Below are 19,074 nucleotides of genomic sequence, written 5' to 3' on the forward strand. Positions count from 1 at the left end.
GTCGCGGGTGTTCCAAGGGAGGTTCTATGTCCACATCGGGTGGAAAGACGGTGCTGATCACTTTCGGTCGGTCGTTTCTGGCACTCCACCTGGCCCGCGTGATGGGAGCCGCCGGACACCATGTGCTGATTTCGGACTCGGTGCCGTTCCCGATCACCAGATTCTCCTCGTCGGTCAAGCAGACGTTTCGCACGCCACGGCCGACCTATGAACCGGTCGAGTGGACGCGAGCCATCGCCCAAATCGTCCGCGAACAGGGCGTAGACCTGGTGGTGCCGATCCACGAGGGAACCGAAATCCTGGCGAACACCATCAAGCGACACCCCGACCTGTTCCCGGACGGCTGCACGTTGTTCTTCTCCGAATTCGAACTCGAGACTCGACTGGAGGACAAATACGAGTTCCAGGCCGCACTGAAAACGCTGGGCATCCCCACCCTCGACTTTGCCCAAGTCCGCAGCCAAGAAGAGCTAGAGGCGCTGGATTTCGACCAGCCGTTCGCGCTCAAACCCGTCTACTCGCGTGGCTCGCAGGAGATCTACAAGGTGCGCCCCGGGGAGCTGCCGCGCGGCCTGGACTTCGAAGCGGGCAATACATGGATCGCGCAGGCGTGGGCCGACGGCACGAACTATTGCTCGTATTCGGTCTGCCACAACGGTCAGATCAAAGCGCACGCTACATATCCGGTGCGCTACGCGATCGACGGCACGTCGTGCCTGACGTTTGAGTCTGTCCAGCACGACGGCATCGCCGCGTGGGTGCGCGAATGCGTCAAGGCGTTCAACTTCACCGGCCAGATGGGTTTGGATTTCATCGAGGCGCCAGGCGGACAGCTCTTCGCCATCGAATGTAATCCACGAGCCACCAGCGGCATTCTGTTGTTCGATCCCGAAACACGGGTCGACAGGGCATTTTTCGGCGTCAACGAAGACATCATCGCGCCCGAGCCCGGCGCAAGCAAGATGCTGGGTCCGGGGATGCTGATGTACGGTTGGCGCAAATCAGCACTGAAAGACAACACTTTCCGCGGATTCCTGCGCGACTACCGACGTACTGATGGGGTCATCTTCGCGCGCCGCGATCCTGGGCCGAGCCTCGCGCTGCCGCTCGCGATGGGAAATATTCTTGCCGAGGCCGCCCGGTATCGAGTGAACATCCCGGAGGCGTTCATGCACGACCACGAGTGGGACGGCGGGCCGGGGTGATCAGCTACCGCGGTGCGCGCAGCAGAATTTGGTGATCCGGGCGGCGCTGTCGCCAGGCCCGGTGAAGATGCCGCCGTGGCCTGCGCCGTCGATCTGTGCGAATTCGGCGGCGGGGATCAGGCGAGCGGTCGCCTCGCACAGGGCCGGCGGAAAGAACAGGTCGTGTTCGAACGCCAAGACAAGCGTGGGCACGTCGATCGCGCGGAGATGTTCGGCGGCCGGTTCGCCGCCGGTGATCCATTGCTGCGACGCCATCAGCTGACCCTTGAACCCTTCAGGTCCGGCCCACCCACTGTCGTAGCCGGCCGACAACACCTGCTTCCAGCCCTGAACCGTCGCCGGATCTTGCAGCATCGGCGAGTGGAGGGTGGTCAACAATTGTTCGAAGACCAATACCTCACGCGGCACCTCGCCATAGCGCTCGATCAGGCCGAGTTCCATCTCCCCCACCATCGCGCCGATTGGTGACGGCTGAAGTCCGGCGAACAAGACCAGCGCACCCACCAACTCGGGTCGGCTGCGCAGCAGCATCTGCGCCGTATAACAACCCATCGAATAGCCGACGACAGTGGCTTGCCGCACCTGGAAATGGTCGAGTACTGCGGCGGCGTCGCCGGCCAGGTCGGCCACTGAATACGGCGCGGCCGGCGCCGAGGACGGTGACATTCCGCGGGCGTTGTATGCGATGACCTGGAATCCCGCGTCGATTAGGGACTGGGGAAGCCCGCAAAGCTCCCAGGTAATGCTCGGCATACCCAGGCCACCGACCAGAAGAACGGTCGGGCCCTGGCCGGACCGTTGCACCGCGAGTTCGACGCCGGTTTCCGCGACAACGAACTCGAACCCGTCGTTCGGCGTCGTGCCGGTGGCATCGCTCATTAGTGCCACTGTATGACGGGCGTCGGCCGGATCTGCATTGTTTTGCCCGCAGCCGGAGTACCGGTCATACGATGATTCGACAATTCCGGTAGCGGGACACCGAGGATGCAGATGCGCTTCACCTTGCGATCCCCTTCCGGCGCCGTCCGGCGGACGGCGCCCGCCTTGGTGTGCTCGGCAACATGACGGCACCGGTGCTTGACCTCGACGGCCGTGTGGTCGACCGACAACAGGAGTTCAGCGAACTCCGAGCCGCAGTGGAAGCGGCGGGTCGTGCCGGCGGGGAATGCGTCCTGCTCAGCGGGGCGCCGGGGGTCGGCAAGTCGACGCTCGTTCAAGCCTTCGGCGCGGAGGTGTCCGGGCGCGACTGCGTGTTTGCGTACGGGCGGTGCCGGGACGGGGCGCCGGCCCCATACTCGGCGGTGGGAGATGCGTTCGGCTCGCTGGTCCGCACGATGGAAGCTACCGGGCCGGCCGAACGCGACCGTTGGCGTGCGGACATCGTCGGCGGGATGTCCTCGATCGCCGGCGTCCTCGGTGAGCTCGTGCCCGACCTGGCGCGGGTGCTCGGTGAGGTCCCGCAGGTGGCGACAGACCTCGACGCGGCCGACGCTCGCCGACGGCTGCACCGTGCCGTCAATCGATTGTTGTCCGATACCGCAGCCTATCGACCCGTGGTGCTGGCGATCGACGATTTGCAGTGGGCCGATCGCGACACGCTGCTGCTGCTATCCGAACTCTTGACGGTGTCGCTGCGCAATGTGCTGGTGCTGGGTGCGCACCGCGCGGGTGAATTCGATGCGGGCGCAGCGGGTCTCAGTTCCGCGGCACTGCGCAGCATTGAACTCGGGCCACTCTCCACTGAGGACGTCGAGGAGCTACTTGCCGCGGTGTCCGGCCGGGGCGTGGAGCTCGGCGATGTGGCCGCCGAGTTCCAGCATCGGACCGGCGGGAATCCGCTGCAGGTTCGACAGCTCCTGTACCGCGCACAACGCGAAGGTGCGCTCACTCCAGTCGGCGCGGGTGGCCGTCCCAGTTGGGACCTGCGCGTCCTTGCGTCGATCGAGGTCACCGCCACGGCAGCCGAATTCCTCGGCCGCTACCTCGACCAGCTGCGTCCGAACGATCGCGCTGTGCTGAGTTCGCTGGCCTGCATTGGCGGCGAGTTCGACCTCAACGACGCCACGGCGGCGGCCGCGGAGCCGCCCGACGTGGTGGCCCAGGCACTCTGGGCGTGCCTCGAGCTTCGTCTGCTCGAGGCCGTCGACAGCGGCGGCAGGCGGATCGCCAACGCGATCAGTCGCGACGCCTGGTACCGCTTCAGCCACGATCGCGTGGCGGAGGCAGCGCGCGTCGGATTATCCGGTGCCGCTCAACGCGAAACACACCTGCGGATTGGTCGACGGCTGGTCGAGCGAGGCGACGATCGGCTGTTCGAGGCCGCGCGCCACGTCGGCATCGGCGGCCGTGGGCTGCCCGACGATGCCGAGCGCGTTCAGTTCGTCGATGTGCTGCGGCGCGCGGCGCTAAAAGCGAAGGCGCAGACCTCGTTCCCATTGGCGCTCGCATACTGCCGCAACGCCATGGACCTGCTCGACGAACAGCGTTGGGCCACTCACTTTGCCCTGTCCCGCGAGCTGCAGCTCGATGCCGCGGAAGCCGCACTGCTGGTCGGTGACGTGGCGGCGCTCTATGTGTTGCTCGACGAGGCGGAGCAGGTGCTGCACGAGCCCGCAGACCGCGCCCGCCTGGCCTACCTCCGACTGAAGGGGCGGGTCGCACAGAATCGTCTCCAGGAGGCACTCGACATTGGGCTGCGTGCGCTCGACGAGCTCGGCGAACAGGTGCCCGCCAATGCCGGCAAGCCGCGGATGGGCAATGCGCTGGTACGGATGAGGCTGACGACGCGCCGCTGGAGCAACGATCGGCTGCTTCGGCTGCGGCACTGCGACGACGAGTGCGTCATTGCACTGCACCGGATTCTTGCCGAGCTGTGCAACATGGCGGTTCTGGTGCGGCCTAACCTCTTGCCCTTGCTCGTGCGAAAGCAATTCGATCTCACGTTGGCCCACGGCCATACGCCGTCCTCACCGCTGGTCATTGCCGGCTACGGGATTGTGCTCGTGCTGCTCGGTGACCACGCGGGCAGTCAGCGCTTCGGCGAGGTCGGCATGCTGCTCGCAGAGCGCCCGGAATTCCGCCAGGCGAGGCCGCAGACGGTGTTCATGTACCTGGACTACATCCACCACTGGCGCCACCCCATTCAAGACGGCTTGGGCGAACTTCGCGACGCCGTCGAGGACGCACTCGACCAGGGCGACCAGGAAAACGCCGGCCTCCTCGTCGCGACCCTGCTCTCCCAGTCATTTTGGGCCGGTCGCCCGCTCCCGGAGATCGATGCCCTCGCCAGTTCCCTTATCCCCCACATCCGTTCCCAGCCCGTGCACAGCGCTCTGTGCCAGGCCATGCAGCAGCTTTGCCTCAACCTCATGGGCCGGAGCGCCGACCCCTTTCTCCTTGCCGGCGAGAGCGGTTACGACGAGCGAAAGGTGCTGCCGGCGGCCCGCAGTGAGGGCGACGAGGTGGCCATGGGTGTAGCCGCGGCCATGAAACAGGGCCTGCACTTCTGGTCTGGCGACCACGCCGGTGCGGTCGCCGCCACGTCAGAGGCAATCGAGCATCTCGGCGGTCTGGCCGGCATTGCGGCATCACAACTCGTCTACATGATTGGCGCCCTCAGCATGATCCAGTGCGCGCCGCGGGACCGCTCGACTGCCCGCTTCGTGCGCCAGACGCTGGTGTTGCACCGCAAGTGGGCGACGGGCGCTCCGGAAAACTACGCGGCACCGTATGCCCTGATCCGAGGAGCCTGGGCGCGAGCACGCGGCCAACACGCCCACGCAGATCGCTACCTTCACCAAGCGATTGAGCTTGCCGAGGAAAACCGGCTCCCAACGATTAGCGCGCGCGCCCATGAGGAGGCCGCCGCCCTTTACGCCGAGACCGGGCGAAAAACGCTCCGCGAACACATGCTGCGGTCGGCGTATCAGCGTTGGCTAAGTCTGGGTTTCGCGGTGCGCGCGGACTGGCTAGCGCGGGAACACTCCTGGCTACTGCGACGCGATCTCAAGACGGGTTCGGCTGGGATCGACCCGGTCGGCGCGCATCAGCTTCTGCGCGCGTTGTCGGGCGCGCGGACCCGGGACGGATTGGCCAACATCATCCTGGGCTCCGTCGCGGACACGACTGGCGCAGCCCGCGTCTTGTTCATCACCGGTACCGCGGAGAACCCCACGGTCCGGGCCGTCAGTGACCATGGCGACATCTCGATCGTGGACGGGCCGTGGACCGAGGTCGCCTATGACAGTGACATCGTGCGCCGCGTGATCGACGGTGGCTCCCCCGTAGTCGTCGCCGCCGACCGTCGCAGGCTGGCGACCCTGGCCGTCCCAATAACCCTGCACGACAGCACGATCGGTGTGATCTATGCCGAGCAAGATAAGTCCGGCGCCAACTTCGGCACCGCCCACGAGGAGGCAGTCACCTTCCTCTGCGAACAGGCCGCCGCGCCCCTGTGGAACTTCCAGCTCGAGGAACGGCTACGGGCGGCCGACGAGCACCGGCAGTCGCTCATGGACGTGCAATCGAAATTCGTGCCCAACGAACTGCTGCGCATCCTCGACATCGACGACCTTCGTCGCGTCCGCGCCGGCTACCGGGTCGAACGCGAGATGACGGTGCTCATCAGCGATATCCGCGGCTACACGACCATGCTCGAGGACATGGACGTGGCGGAGGCGAGCAACCTGGCGATGGGTTTTCTGCGGGCAGTCGAGCTTCCGATCATCAGTTACAACGGCATGATCCAAGACGTGCGTGGCGACGAGATCGTCGCCGTCTTCGACTCGGAGCCCGACGCGGTGCGGGCGGGGTTGGCCATGCTGCGTTCCCTGCGCGAGCACAACCGGGAGCGGACGGCACTGGGCTCCGAGGAGCTGCGGGCGGGCATCGGCATCAACACCGGCGCGGTAGGCGTCGGGCTGGTAGGCGGGGTTAACCGCATGGTGCTCACCATTATCGGCGATGCGGTGAACTTGGCCGCCCGCATCGAAAGCACCAACAAACGCTACGGCTCCGCTCTGCTGATTTCCGACCGTACCTATAGTCGGCTCGATCGTTCGGAACAGTTCGATATCCGTCGCATGGAACGCGTCATGGTGGTCAACCGGCGCCGTCCGGTGACGATTTACGAGGTATACAACGAAGATTCGGCTTCTATGCGGACCGCCAAGCGTGCGGCGCAGCCCGCTTTCGACGAGGCCTTCGCGCTATTCGACGGCGGCGATGTCGACCGGGCGCGCGCCGCCTTCGAACGATGCCGCGAGTTGTTGCCCGACGACCCCGTAGCAACACTGCACCTGGCGCACTGCGACGCGGTGGCTCGCGGCGAGATGACCCCTGGTCAGGAGATAGCGCTCCTGAACAAGTAGTCCAATACTCCACTTTCAAAAACTGCGGCAAAGTGCTATTCGATTACCGATTTCGTCTGCCATGATTTGCACGACAGTCAGGAGGGTCACAGCCATGTACCTAAGCGGTGAGCGGTTGGCCCTTGCCAACCAGACCGTCAAAGAGACGTTCGAGCAGTCCAGCATTGCCTGGCAGGCGATCCCGCACTGGGACACGGGCGACCCCAGCCAGACACAGGTGCCCAACGACAACGTGACGGCGCCCGCATTCCTCACCCTCACGTCGGTACCTATCGACTTCCAGGTGATGCTGGCCGACGTGATCGCGCCCAAGCCCGACATCCTGCTCGCGAACGTGATCGCCAACACCGTCAAGCTCGCGGCGGCGGTCGACGACGCGGTGTTTCCGGCGCTTCGTACCGGCGCGAAGACGGAGACCCTCGGCGGCAACTCGACTCAGGACATCCTCGACGCGCTCATCGCGGCCCGGGCGGACGTCGAAAATGGTGGGTACCGTGCGCCGTCGTGTCTCATCACGAACACGGACGGCCTCAAGAAACTCACTAAACTCACGACCAACGGCTACCCCGGCACCGATGTCGTGTTGCGTCCGGCGAATATCAGCTCGCTGCAACGCGTCGGGGCGCTGGAGAAGCCCAAGGCCAAGGCCTTGGCGTATCTGCTCGGCCGGCGGCAGCGGATCGCGCCCGCAGGCGCGGCGGAGGCCTCCGCGGGTGAGGAGGCATTGGACCTCGCCGTCAGCGTCCCGCCCAGCCTGGAGGTCGTCGGCGACGCCGCCAACAACATGATTCAACTCAGAGTCCGCCTCAGCTATGTGTTAAGGGTCAAGGATCCGAGCGGATACGTCGTCGTCCTCAACCCGTAATGACATCGACCTTGCCTCAGTCGCGCGCACTCCCGGTGGCGCCGGGCGCTCTCGAGGAGTATCTCGCCCTGTGCAAGGACGCGTGCGACGGCGAGATCGACCGGCTGTACGGGCCGGGTGAGCGGGAGTCGAACGGCCTTTACGAGCTGATCCTCGACTACCCGATGCGCGGCGGGAAGGCGCTGCGGCCGGCACTGAGCATCGCGACGTGCCTCGGGCTCGGCGGCCACCTCGAGGCGATACTGCCGACCGCCGCGACGCTCGAGCTCTACCACAACGCGTTTCTCATCCACGATGACATCGAGGACGAATCGTGGTGGCGGCGCGGCAAACCCACGCTGCATGTCGACCATGGTGTGCCGATCGCCGTCAATGTCGGCGACGCCATGCTGTCGCTGTCGCTGCAGCCGCTGCTCGACAACGTCGAGCGCGTGGGGCTTGGGCCCGCGCTGCGCATCCTGCGGGCCGTCGCCAAGATGACCCGCTTGACCGTCGACGGCCAAGCGCTCGAGCTCGAGTGGGTGCGGTCCAACGCCTGGCGGCTCGACGACGCCGATTACCTGAAGATGGTGGAGCTCAAGACCAGCTGGTATTCGTTCATCACGCCGCTGCAGGCGGGCGCGATCGCGGCCGGCGCCGAGCCAGAGCGGTTGGCGCCGTGGGAATCCCTCGGGCGGCACCTCGGAGCGGCATTCCAGATCACCGACGACCTGCTGAACCTGCGCGCAGATCCCGAGGAGTACGGCAAGGAGATCGGCGGCGACCTGTGGGAGGGCAAGCGGACGCTGATGCTGTTGCACGCCTTGCGGTGTGCCGAGGGGGCGGAGCGTGACCGCGCAGTGCAGATTCTGTCCCGGCGCCGCCCAAGCGCCGACGGTGAGTTGGGCCTGACCGAGTTGCTGGATCGACTGACCGCGCGCGGCGAGTTGTCGCAGTCCGGGCGGACCGAGATCGAAGCTCGGCTGCAGGGCCACCACCCCTCGGAGCCCAAGAGCCTCAACGACATTCGCTGGCTCTACGAACTGATGCACCGCGTCGGGTCGCTTCAGCACGCCCGTGACGTCGCCGCCCGGCATGCCCGGGAGGCGGCCAAAGTGCTCGCAGGTCTGGACTGGTTCCCGCGCAGCAGGCACCGGGACGTGCTTTGCGATCTGGTGGACTACGTGCACGGGCGGACCCGATGAACCCCGAAGCCCTGCTCGGCATGCTGGCCGAGTTCGAGCGGATCCGCGAGCTCACTCTCGACCTGATCGAGCGGCAGACGCCGGGATTGCACCCGGACCCGCCCGACGAGGCCGGCGACGCGGAGCGCAGCGTGTTCGACCTACTGCTTGGCACGCGCCGTGCGGTCCTGGGCAACCCCGCGGCCGCTCGGAGGCTGCACGACCTGCTCGTCGCCGAGGGCCGTCGTTACGCGAAAACTCCCCGCGGGGCGCGGCTGCGCGACGGGTTGGTCGCCGCGGAAGCGGTGGAGAACCTCCGGCGCGTGTGGGAGATGGTGAGCCTCAACGTTCTCGACGGTCCCGCCGCGCCCAACGCCGGCCCCGACGCCTGGGCCGAACTGTTGGCCGATGTCGTCGTCGGCGGCGGCCTCGATGATGCCGTCCTGGATCGCCTGCGGCCCGAGGGGTTCGTATGACGCTGACCGATCCCCGCGAAGCGCTCGCCGACAACGCCGATTTCATCGGCTACCTGCTTGGCCTGGCCGGGCTGGCCCAGGTGGTTCACACTCTGGCCGCCGACGGTGACCGCCGCGCCGGGAGTCCCCGCGACCCGGACGACTTCGTGCACGCCCTGCTCGGGCTTGCCAGCGTCGGCGCGGCGATCGAACGACTCGCCAATACCGCTGCGGCACAACTTAGCCCGCCGCCCGTGGCCACGACTACGCTGCGGTGGCTGCGATGAGCGCCGTGCTCGCACGCAGCGACTTCCTCCGCGCCCCGGTGCTGGCCACCGCCCGCCCCACGGGTTTCAAGGAGTGGCACCACTTCGTGGTCCACGGGCGGGGCATGCGACTCCTGATCAACTTCAACCTGACCAACGAGGCGTGCGGCGCCGGCCCGGCCCGGCTGGTGCCGCGGGTCATTGTGATCGCGCACGACGGCAAGTGGACCGGGGCCGTCGAGCGGTTCGACGACCGCGCCCTCAACGTCTCGGCCGATCTGGGCGACCTGGCCGTCGGCGACAACCGGATGATCGTCTTGCCCGAGGGCTACCGCGTGGTAGTCGACCTGCCCGACAAGGGTATTCGGGGCGAGTTGCACTTCACCTCGGCGAGCCGGCCGTTCGTGGTTCGCAACGAACCGGCGGGCGACGGCCGGATCAGCTGGCTCTTCGTACCGAGGCTGCGGGCCGACGGATGGCTACGCATCGGCGGCCGCGAGCACCGCATGGAAAACGACCTCGCCTATCACGACCACAACTGGGGCCGGTTCTGGTGGGGCGAGGATTTCGGCTGGACGTGGGGCACCATTTTGCCCAGCGGACAGCGGGACCCGTGGTCGATGGTTTTCGTGCAGATAACCGACCGGAGCCGGCTGCGCTGCCTATCCCAGTCGCTCTACGTGTGGCATCACGACGAACCCGCCGCCATCTTCCGGCACGCCGCGGTCACGACACAGTCAAACGGCCCGCTCGGCCGCGCGGCCGACTGCACATTGCCGCCCCCGATGCGCCTGCTGCTGGACGGCGAGGTTCCCGGGGTGCCGCAGCGGATCGAGATCACCGCGACGCGGGCGGCAGACCGGGTGCAGGCCGAGTTCCGTTCGCAGTCCTATGCCCGGCTGGCGCAGCCGAGTGAGGTGAGTCTCGACCGATCGACGGTGCTGTGCGAAACCAATGGGACCGCTCGGGCGAGCGGGACGATCAACGGCGAACATCTCGACTTCGTCGGCACGGGCGTATTCGAGTTCCTCCATGGCTGACCGGGTTTCGTCGTTGTTGCGGCGCTCGGTCGAGCATCTCGAGAGCGAGGTGCCCGACAGTTACCGCTTGTTGGTTGCCGAGCTCGGCCCGATGGTGGTTGAGCTGAATGTCGACGGCGAGGTCTTTTCGCTGCGCGGCGGGGACCGGCTTCGGGTGTCGGACGGCGCCGCAGGCATGCCCGGCGTCCGGATCGTCACCTCGCGGGGCACAATCCTCGACCTGCTCGATGCGGGGGTGGGGCTTGGCGAGGCGGTGGAGGCGGGCACGGTGAGCGTGCTGGGTGCGCTCGACGACGTCCAGCGTGCGCACGCCTCGTTGCTGGCGTACGTCCACGCCGCGGTCCGGGCGCCCTCACAGCCCGGCTTGTTGTCCGAGCTGCGGGCGGGGCCGCCATGAGCGAGTGCGTATGCACACCGGCGTCCTGCGGACGGCGTCCCACGGTGGCGGTCCTCGGCGCCGGGATCGCCGGCCTCACCGCCGCCCACGAACTGGCGGAGCGCGGCTTCGTCGTCACGGTGTACGAGCCGCGACGCGATGAGCGCAACGGCCTGGGATCCGGGCCGGCCGGGACGTACCCACCCGTCAAGCTCGGCGGCCTTGCGGCGTCGCAATATTCGACGGTGGGCACGCAAGACGGCAGCCGCGCTGAGCTGCGTCCATTCCCGGGCCGGCGGGGCCAGCCACGTCTCCCCGGGCGAGCCGTTGCCGGCGAGCACGGCTTCCGCTTCTTTCCCGCGTACTACCTACACATTTGGGACATGTTCCAGCGCATCCCGGTCTACGAGCTCACGCACGCGGGCGACTGGGCGCCGACCTCGCGCACCATCTATGACAACGTCCGGCGCGTGATCACCCAGGGGGTCACGGTCGACGGCAAGCCGTCCCTCGTCTTTCCCCGCGAATTGCCCCGCAGCGGCGCCGAATTCCTCGGAATCCTGGGTCAACTCGCGACGGTGGGCCTGACCGCCGGCGACGTCGCAACCTTCCAGCGCAGGATGCTGCGTTACCTCGTCACCAGTCCGCTGCGGCGGGCGCGGGAACTGCAAAACGTGTCCGCCTACGACTTCTTCGTCGGACACGACAGCAAGACCGGAACCAACCAATTTTCTTACACGCCACCGTGCGACGCGCTGCTGCGCCAAATGCCAAGGGTTCTGGCCGCATTCGACTCGCGCTGGGGCGACGCGCGCACCAACCTCAGCACCTACCTGCAGCTGTACCTGAACATGGACCGCACCGACAACAAGGCCGACGGAGTGCTCAACGGTCCCACCACCGAGGCGTGGTTCGACCACTGGTACCGCCACCTCGTCGCGCTCGGCGTCCGCTTCGTCCACAACGCCGCGACCCGCCTCGACCCGCCCGCCTTCGACGCGACTCAGCCGCCCCACCTCAGGCCGCGCGTGCAGATCACGTTCGCCGACGGTACGCACGCGACGCCGGACTACACGATCGTCGCCGTCGACGCCCCGGCGGCCGAATACATCACCACCGCGTTGCGCGCGGGCGGAACCGGCGGCACCGCCGCGGGGCTGGACGGCTTCACCACCTTCGCTCCCCCACCCCACGGACCGCTGCAGCCCGCGTCGACGCGGCCGCGACAACGCCGCAATCCCTACGCCATGGACGAATTGGGCCGGGTGCCCTGGGATCGGTTCCAAACGCTGTGCGGCATCCAGTACTACTTCGACACGGAATTCCAACTGCTGCGCGGACACATGCTGTACGCCGACACCGACTGGGCGCTGTCATCGATCAACCAGCAAGGTTTATGGGAAAAACAACCGATTCTGGACCGCGACGGCCACGTCTCGGTGCTGTCGGTCGACATCGGGAATTTCAACGCCCCGTCCCGCCACCTGGGCAAGACGGCCCGCGACTGCACGCCCGATGAGATCGCCGCGGAGGTGTGGCGCCAAATCGTTGCCGCGCTGACGGGCAACGTCGAGGCTCTCGGCGAAGAGGTCATGCCGTGGCCCGCGTGGTACGCGCTCGACCGCGGCCTGGTGATGGCGGTCGGTGAGGGTCAGGGCCAGGGCCCCGCCGTTCAGAACGAGACGCCGTATCTCGTTCCGATCGTCGGGGACTGGACTAACCGGCCCAGCAGCGACCCGTGGAACCCGCACGGAACGTCGTGGAGCAGCGCGCCGCCCGAGGACTGGTGGCTCGAAGACCTCCAGCAGCGCAACGTCTGGCAGGCCCGCCATGGCGGCTATCAGGTGCACAACAATTCGGTTGTCTTCGCCGGCACGTGGAACAAGACGTTCACCCGGCTGACTTCGATGGAGGCGGCGTGCGAGTCGGGACGGCATGCCGTCAACGCCATCCTCGACCACTACGTCTGGGTCGAGTCGGCCGGTGTCGATCGCCGGGAGAAGACCACGCTGCGCTGGGAGTTTCCCTTCGGCTTCCTCGATCAGGGTCTGTCGAGCCCGATTCGGCTGCCGACACCGGCCGGTGACTATTGCTACATCTTCGACATCGAAAACCGCGAGCCCGCCGACACCCGCGCCCTGCGCACGCTGGACTCAAAATTTTGCCAACAGGGGCTGCCCCATCCGCTGGACGTACTGGCCGGATGGGGTGCCCCCGTGTCCCCTGTCCCCCCGCTCGCTGGAGGTTAAAAATGTTCACGCCGACAAGCGATTACACCCAGCAGTTGTTCGCCTATCTGCAGGCGTGGCGGCAGCTGCTGGAGCAGTGGACGACGGGCATGACGGCCGCACCGCCATTCCCGGCAGCGCCGTTCCTGATGCCCATGGTGCCGTTCATGCCGCCGGGCGGACAGTTCATGCCGTCCGCGATGCCGTTCATGCCGCCACCAACCGCCGCCCCCGTCGCACCGACGCCACCCGCACCGGCCGACTACGCGCAGCAACTGTTCAGCTATCTCGCAGCGTGGCGGCAGTACCTCGAACAGATGACGGGGGCGACACCGGTATCGCCGCAGGCGCCAGAAACGCAGCCGACCGCCGAGTCCGCCGACGGCGGTGGCACGGCCCAGAACGTGCGCCCACCGAACGTGCCGATTCCCCCCGCCGACGACACCGGCAGCAAGGGCGGCCCAACCGGCACCGCCCGCAAGCGGCCGAACCCGACATGGCCGCCGCCGCTGTTGGATCTAGGCCCCGGCAGCGAACTTGGGAGCCAAATCGTGAGCATCGACTTACCGGAGGCCGCCTCCGGCCCCTTCGACCGCGGACCGGAAGCGCCCCAGGTGCTGAGCCCGCCGGAATACGACTTCGGGTATCAATTCGAGGGCCCGCGCCGGAGGACTGGCGCCGGCCCGGCCGCCGCATCGGTCGTGCCTGTGCACGTGACGGCGGAGCCGGCCACCCACCTCCCTATTACGGGCACGCCATTTCGCAGCGCAATCGAGCGTGCACAGTCGGCTTCAGCAAGAACTAGCGAGGTCCGTGAAACACCCTCGCCCTGAACGATGAGCAGGGGCACACTTGCGGAATGGAGGTACATGAGCCGCGCCGCCAACTGCACGGCATCTCCGACGTCCGTGCGTTCTTTCACACCAACACCGTCCCGCTGTATTTCATCTCGCCAACCCCGTTCAACCTGCTCGGTATCGACCGCTGGATACGAAACTTCTTCTACCTCACGTACTTTGACTCGTTCGAGGGCGAACATCCCCGCGTGTTCGTGCCGCGGCGGCGCAACCGCATGGATTTCGATTCCATGGAGGACGTCTGCAACTACCTGCTGCGTGACCCCGAGACACTCGACTTCATCGCGCACCGAGGACCCGGCGGCAAAGCCTGCTTTGTGATGCTTGACGAGGGCACCCACGCCCTCGCACACGAGGTGGGACTCGACGTCATGCAGCCGTCGGCGGAATTGCGCCATCGGCTGGGCTCCAAGATCGTCATGACACGGCTAGCCCAGAAGGCGGGCGTGGCGAGCGTGCCTAATGTCATCGGACGGGCAGGCTCCTACGACGAACTGCTGGCGCTCGCGCAGGGTGCGGGGTTGGGCGACAACCTCGTCGTCCAAGCCGCGTACGGCGACGCCGGCACCACCACGTTCTTTCTGCGCAGTCAGCGCGACTGGGACCGTCACGCCGCTGTCCTGGTCGGGCAGGAACTCAAAGTGATGAAGCGCATCCGCAATGTCGAGGTGTGCCTCGAGGGCGCCGTGACTCGCCACGGCACCGTGGTCGGCCCCGCGATGACGAGCCTCGTCGGTTACTCGGAGCTGACCCCGTACAAGGGCGGCTGGTGCGGCAACGACGTCTGGCGAGGGGCGCTGACGCCGGAACAGACGCACACCGCCCGAGACATGGTGCGAAAGTTGGGCAACCGCCTGCATCGCGAGGGTTACCGCGGCTACTTCGAGGTGGATCTGTTGCGCGACCTCGACTCGAACGAGTTGTACCTCGGCGAGGTGAACCCGCGGCTGAGCGGGGTCAGCCCGATGACGAACTTGACCACCGAGGCGTACGCCGACATGCCGCTGTTCCTCTTCCACCTGCTTGAGTACATGGACGTCGACTATGAAGTCGACGTCGACGAGATCAACGCGCGGTGGGAACGGGGCTACGGCGGGGACGATGTCTGGGGTCAGCTGATGATTTGGGAGACCTCGCCGCATGTCGAGCTGTTGACGGCGACCCCACGCACCGGCGTGTGGCGCCTCCACGACGACGGACGTGTCTCCTTTGCACGCAGCGCCAACGACTGGGCTTCGCTGACTGACGAGTCCGAGGCCTTCTACATGCGAATCGCGGCACCGGGCGACGTGCGCTGCAAGGGCGCCGAGCTCGGCGTGCTTGTCACCCGCGGACACCTGCAGACCAAGGACTACAAGCTCACCGAGCGCTGCCGGCGCTGGGTCGAGGGCATCAAAGCGCAGTTCCAGTCGACACGCCTGACACCGGGTGAGCCGATCGTCTCGCGGCTCGTCGCACGAGCGTGAGCTGCCGCTGATCGAGGGTCAACCGGCGCCTGACAGCCCAGAGCCAGGCGCCCGACGATTGTGCCCCGCGACTTTGTGCTGAAAAACACACGTTTTGGTTGACCGTCGTGACGTCGGTCACAGTACGCTTTGTATGCCAACGTCTCCGCGAAGGAAGGCGATCGTGCGGTCTTCGAGAATGGTCATAGGCCAGGCTGATCGGTATCAGTGGGCCGGGGTGGTGTTCGGGGTACCGCTGGCGATGGTCGGCCTGGGCGGGGTGGCCACCCACCCGTCCCTGTTCGTGCCGCTGCTGTTGCTGGCCGGCGTCGGGTTAGTCGTGGTTTATTACTTCGTGGACCAGCAGAGAGTCGCTGCGCAAACGGCGCCGCTCGCGGCCGGTGCCCAGAAGGCCAACCGTCAATGGAGCGCTGACCGAGCGAAGGTGCAGGTCCAGCCAATGCCGCCACGGCCGGAGTTAAAGCCGCCGCGTCCGGATTTGGACGCTGAGACCCGCGCGCTGGCAGAGGCCGCCACCGCCCAAGCACAAGCCGCCCAAGCCGAAGCGGTGGCCGCCGAGGCGCAGGCGCGCGCGGAAACCGCCAAAGCCCAGGCCCTGGCCGCTGCTGCTGAAGCGCTGGCCGCCGAAGCCGAGGCCCTGGCCGCCCAGGCGCGGGCGCAAGCCGAAGCCGCCGAGGCCCAAGCCCTGGCGGCCGAACCCGAGGCGCTGGCCGCCGAGGCCCGGGCGCAAGCCGAAGCGGCCGAGGCCCAAGCCCTGGCCGAGGAGGCACGGGCGCGAGCGCAGGCGCGAGCAGAAGCCGCCGAAGCCGAAGCCCAAGCCGCCCAGGCGCGAGCGCAAGCAGAAACCGCCGAAGCAGCGGCTTTGGCGGCCCAAGCGCGGGCACAGGCAGAAGCCGCCGAAGCACAGTCTCTCGCCGCCCACGCACGAAAGCAGGCAGAAGCCGCCGAAGCACAAGCGCTGGCCGCCGAGGCCCGGGCGCGAGCAGAAGCTGCTGAAGCCCAAGCCCTTGTCGCCGAGGCGCGGGCGCGGGCGCGGGCGCGGGCAGAAGCCGCCGAAGCCGAAGCCTTGGCCGCCCAGGCGCGAGCGCAGGCCGAATCCGCGGAAGCCGAAGCTCGGGCTGCCGAGGTGTGGGCAGAGGCAGAAGCTGCCGAAGCACAAGCTCTGGCCGACGAGGCGAGGGTGCGGGCTATCCAGCTACGGCTTGAGGCGGAAGCCAAGACCAACCGGCGCCCCGAGGTCAACTAACCGCGGTCGATCGACGGCGTCAACCGCTTTGCCAGATACGGCGCCGTGCGGCTCTGTTTCGCACGTGCCACCTTCTTAGGTGGGCCCGCCGCAACAATCCGACCGCCGTCGCTGCCGGCGCCCGGTCCCAGGTCGATCACCCAGTCCGCACCTGCGACCATCCGCATGTCGTGTTCGGCCACCACCACTGTGTTGCCCCCGTCGACTAATCGGTGCAGTTGCCGATCGAGCAGATCCACATCAGCGGGGTGAAGCCCGGTAGTCGGCTCGTCGAGGACGTAGAGGGTATGCCCTCGCCGGGGTCTTTGCAGTTCGGAGGCGAGCTTGATCCGCTGCGCCTCGCCGCCGGACAGCTCGGTCGCGGGCTGTCCGAGACGGAGATATCCCAGCCCTACCTCTTGCAGCGTGGTCAGGCTCCGCGCTGCACTGGCGACGTCGGCGAAAAACTCCGAGGCCTCATCGACGGTCATCGCGAGCACGTCGGCGATCGTACGGTCGTGATAGCGCACCTCGAGTGTCTCGTCGGAGTAACGCGCTCCGTGACACGCCGGGCAGGTGGCGTATGTGCCTGGCAGAAACAACAATTCGACTGACACGAACCCCTCCCCCTGACAGGTGGGGCAGCGACCTTCGGCCACGTTGAACGAAAACCTGCCCGCTGTCCAACCGCGGCGACGCGCCTTTGGGGTCGCGGCGAATTCGCGCCGGACGGCGTCGAACAAGCCGGTGTAGGTCGCCAGCGTCGAGCGCGGTGTGCGTCCGATTGGGCGCTGGTCGACTGATACCAGCCGGTTGATCTCCTCGACCCCCGCTGCCGTCACACCGGCGCTCGCGTCGTGATCGAGATCGACTATCCCGGTGTCGGTTTCGTCGTCATCGGAGTCGGCCGGCTCGGCTGCTCGTCCCGTGCCGAGATGGCTGTGCACGACATCGCCGAGGACTTTGACGACGAGCGTCGACTTGCCTGAACCGGACACTCCGGTGACCGCGGTGTACACCCCAAGTGGCAGATCCACGTCGAGGTCTCTCAAATTGTGGAAGCAGATCCCGCGCAGCCGTAGCTGCCCGGACGGCGTGCGCGGTTGACGAGACGGCGGCCCGGCCTCGTCGAAAAGGTACCGACGAGTGACCGACCCCTCGATGTCGGCGAGACCCGGCACCGGTCCGCTGTAGAGCACGTCCCCGCCGAGCTCCCCGGCTCCAGGTCCGACGTCGACGATCCAGTCGGCACGGCGTACCACGTCCATGTCGTGCTCGACCACGAATAACGAGTTGCCCGCGCGCCGCAGGCGATCGAGCACTTCGAGGAGCGGCTCGGCGTCGGCGGGGTGCAGGCCAGCCGACGGCTCGTCGAGCACATAGAGCACGCCGAACAAGCCGGCGCGCAGTTGAGTGGCCAGCCGCAACCGCTGCAGTTCGCCGGGTGACACCGTCGGAGTGCGGCGACTTAGCGTGAGGTAGCCGAGGCCGAGATCGATGAGTACCTGTAGGCGCGCGACGAGGTCGGCGGCGATCATGGTCGCCACTTCCGTCAGCTCACCGGATTTCGTTGACTCGTAAGCGGCGGCGGCATCAGTCCGAGAAGCCGTCGGGCGCAACGTGTCAGCAAGGTCGGACAGCGGCATCGCCGTGTAGTCGGCGATGGTGCGCCCGGCGAATGTCACCTTCAGCGCCTCCGGCCGCAGCCCGGAACCGTCGCATACGGGGCACTCGACGCTGTCGACGAATTGCAGGACGCGGCGACGCATCATCGCGCTATGGGAGTTGGCCAACGTGTGGCGGACGTGGCGTTCGGCGCTGGAGAACGTGCCGTTGTAGTAATAATCGGCCTGTACCGGGTGCTGGCCGGGATCGATTTCGACTGTCGGCTGCTCATCGGTAAACAGGATCCAATTGCGTTGACGTTTAGGGAGTTTCCGCCACGGCTTGTCGATGTCGTATCCCAGCGTGACGAGGATGTCGCGGAGGTTTTGGCCTTGCCACGCGCCCGGCCATGCGGCAACCGCACCTTCGCGGATGGTCAGCGAGGGGTCTGGTACCAGTGTGTCTTCGGTCACCCGATGGATTCGGCCTAGCCCGTGGCATTCTGGGCACGCCCCAACCGCGGTGTTCGGGGAGAACGCATCGGAGTCCAGTCGTTCGGTGGCCCCCCGCGGGTAGGTCCCGGCCCGGGAGAACAGCATCCTCAGCAAGTTCGACAAGGTCGTGACGGTGCCGACCGTCGACCGCGACGTCGCCGACCCCCGGCGCTGCTGCAGTGCGACGGCAGGCGGCAGACCGGTGATGTCATCCACCTTTGGTGCGCCGGTTGGCAATAGCAAGCGACGAGCGTAGGGAGCGACGGATTCGAAGTAGCGGCGCTGGGCCTCGGCGTAGATGGTTCCGAAGGCCAGCGACGATTTGCCGGACCCGGAGATCCCGGTGAACGCGACCAGCGCGTCACGTGGCGCCGCGACGTCGACACCCCGCAGATTGTGGACGCGCGTCCCGTAAACGCGCACACAAGGGTCGATGTCGTCCGTGCTTGCTGTCATGGTG

At 66.9% G+C, this 19,074-nt stretch carries 12 protein-coding genes and 1 pseudogene; 11 read left to right on the forward strand and 2 right to left on the reverse strand.

All coding sequences use genetic code 11. The features are described 5' to 3' along the window. The first annotated feature begins 26 nt into the window (after positions 1–26). On the forward strand, positions 27–1,205 hold the full coding sequence (locus tag AC5Y49_RS02690) for an ATP-grasp domain-containing protein (RefSeq protein WP_499884261.1): 1,179 nt from the start codon (positions 27–29) through the stop codon (positions 1,203–1,205). Here the strand turns inward: AC5Y49_RS02690 and AC5Y49_RS02695 are convergent, their stop codons facing one another. Next, positions 1,206–2,084 (reverse strand): alpha/beta fold hydrolase, encoded by an 879-nt coding sequence (locus AC5Y49_RS02695; RefSeq protein ID WP_499884262.1) that lies wholly within the window; start codon positions 2,082–2,084, stop codon positions 1,206–1,208. It abuts the gene before it with no gap. Positions 2,085–2,278: 194 nt separating this feature from the next. Between AC5Y49_RS02695 and AC5Y49_RS02700 the strand changes: the two genes are divergently transcribed. From AC5Y49_RS02700 to AC5Y49_RS02745, 10 genes and pseudogenes are all read left to right on the forward strand, one after another. Next, positions 2,279–6,574, forward strand: a complete 4,296-nt coding sequence (locus AC5Y49_RS02700) for an AAA family ATPase (protein ID WP_499884634.1) — start codon at positions 2,279–2,281, stop codon at positions 6,572–6,574. 115 nt (positions 6,575–6,689) lie between these two features. After that, positions 6,690–7,439, forward strand: coding sequence for a hypothetical protein (locus AC5Y49_RS02705; protein ID WP_499884263.1), 750 nt, complete (start codon positions 6,690–6,692; stop codon positions 7,437–7,439). Continuing rightward, positions 7,439–8,623: a polyprenyl synthetase family protein gene (locus tag AC5Y49_RS02710; protein WP_499884264.1), complete on the forward strand. Its 1,185-nt coding sequence runs from the start codon at positions 7,439–7,441 to the stop codon at positions 8,621–8,623. Before AC5Y49_RS02705 ends, AC5Y49_RS02710 begins: the two co-directional genes overlap by 1 nt. Continuing rightward, complete coding sequence (locus AC5Y49_RS02715) at positions 8,620–9,078, forward strand: hypothetical protein (protein ID WP_499884265.1); 459 nt, start codon at positions 8,620–8,622, stop codon at positions 9,076–9,078. The genes AC5Y49_RS02710 and AC5Y49_RS02715 overlap by 4 nt, the downstream gene beginning before the upstream one ends. Beyond that, a complete protein-coding gene (locus AC5Y49_RS02720; protein ID WP_499884266.1) occupies positions 9,075–9,344 on the forward strand; it encodes a hypothetical protein in 270 nt (89 codons plus the stop codon). Before AC5Y49_RS02715 ends, AC5Y49_RS02720 begins: the two co-directional genes overlap by 4 nt. Then, entirely contained in the window at positions 9,341–10,363 is a 1,023-nt protein-coding gene (locus AC5Y49_RS02725) for a hypothetical protein (RefSeq protein ID WP_499884267.1), read from the forward strand. The genes AC5Y49_RS02720 and AC5Y49_RS02725 overlap by 4 nt, the downstream gene beginning before the upstream one ends. After that, positions 10,356–10,760, forward strand: a complete 405-nt coding sequence (locus AC5Y49_RS02730) for an SCP-2 sterol transfer family protein (RefSeq protein ID WP_499884268.1) — start codon at positions 10,356–10,358, stop codon at positions 10,758–10,760. The genes AC5Y49_RS02725 and AC5Y49_RS02730 overlap by 8 nt, the downstream gene beginning before the upstream one ends. Then, positions 10,757–13,800, forward strand: a pseudogene (locus AC5Y49_RS02735) (FAD-dependent oxidoreductase). The gene AC5Y49_RS02730 and the pseudogene AC5Y49_RS02735 overlap by 4 nt, the downstream one beginning before the upstream one ends. A gap of 26 nt (positions 13,801–13,826) precedes the next feature. Beyond that, positions 13,827–15,290 (forward strand): biotin carboxylase, encoded by a 1,464-nt coding sequence (locus AC5Y49_RS02740; RefSeq protein ID WP_499884269.1) that lies wholly within the window; start codon positions 13,827–13,829, stop codon positions 15,288–15,290. A gap of 163 nt (positions 15,291–15,453) precedes the next feature. Then, positions 15,454–16,536, forward strand: coding sequence for a hypothetical protein (locus AC5Y49_RS02745; protein ID WP_499884270.1), 1,083 nt, complete (start codon positions 15,454–15,456; stop codon positions 16,534–16,536). Here the strand turns inward: AC5Y49_RS02745 and AC5Y49_RS02750 are convergent. Then, positions 16,533–19,070, reverse strand: coding sequence for an excinuclease ABC subunit UvrA (locus AC5Y49_RS02750; protein WP_499884271.1), 2,538 nt, complete (start codon positions 19,068–19,070; stop codon positions 16,533–16,535). The two genes, AC5Y49_RS02745 and AC5Y49_RS02750, sit on opposite strands and share 4 nt — an antisense overlap. Positions 19,071–19,074 lie beyond the last annotated feature (4 nt).

It is taken from the genome of Mycobacterium sp. NGS62 (assembly GCF_059812285.1).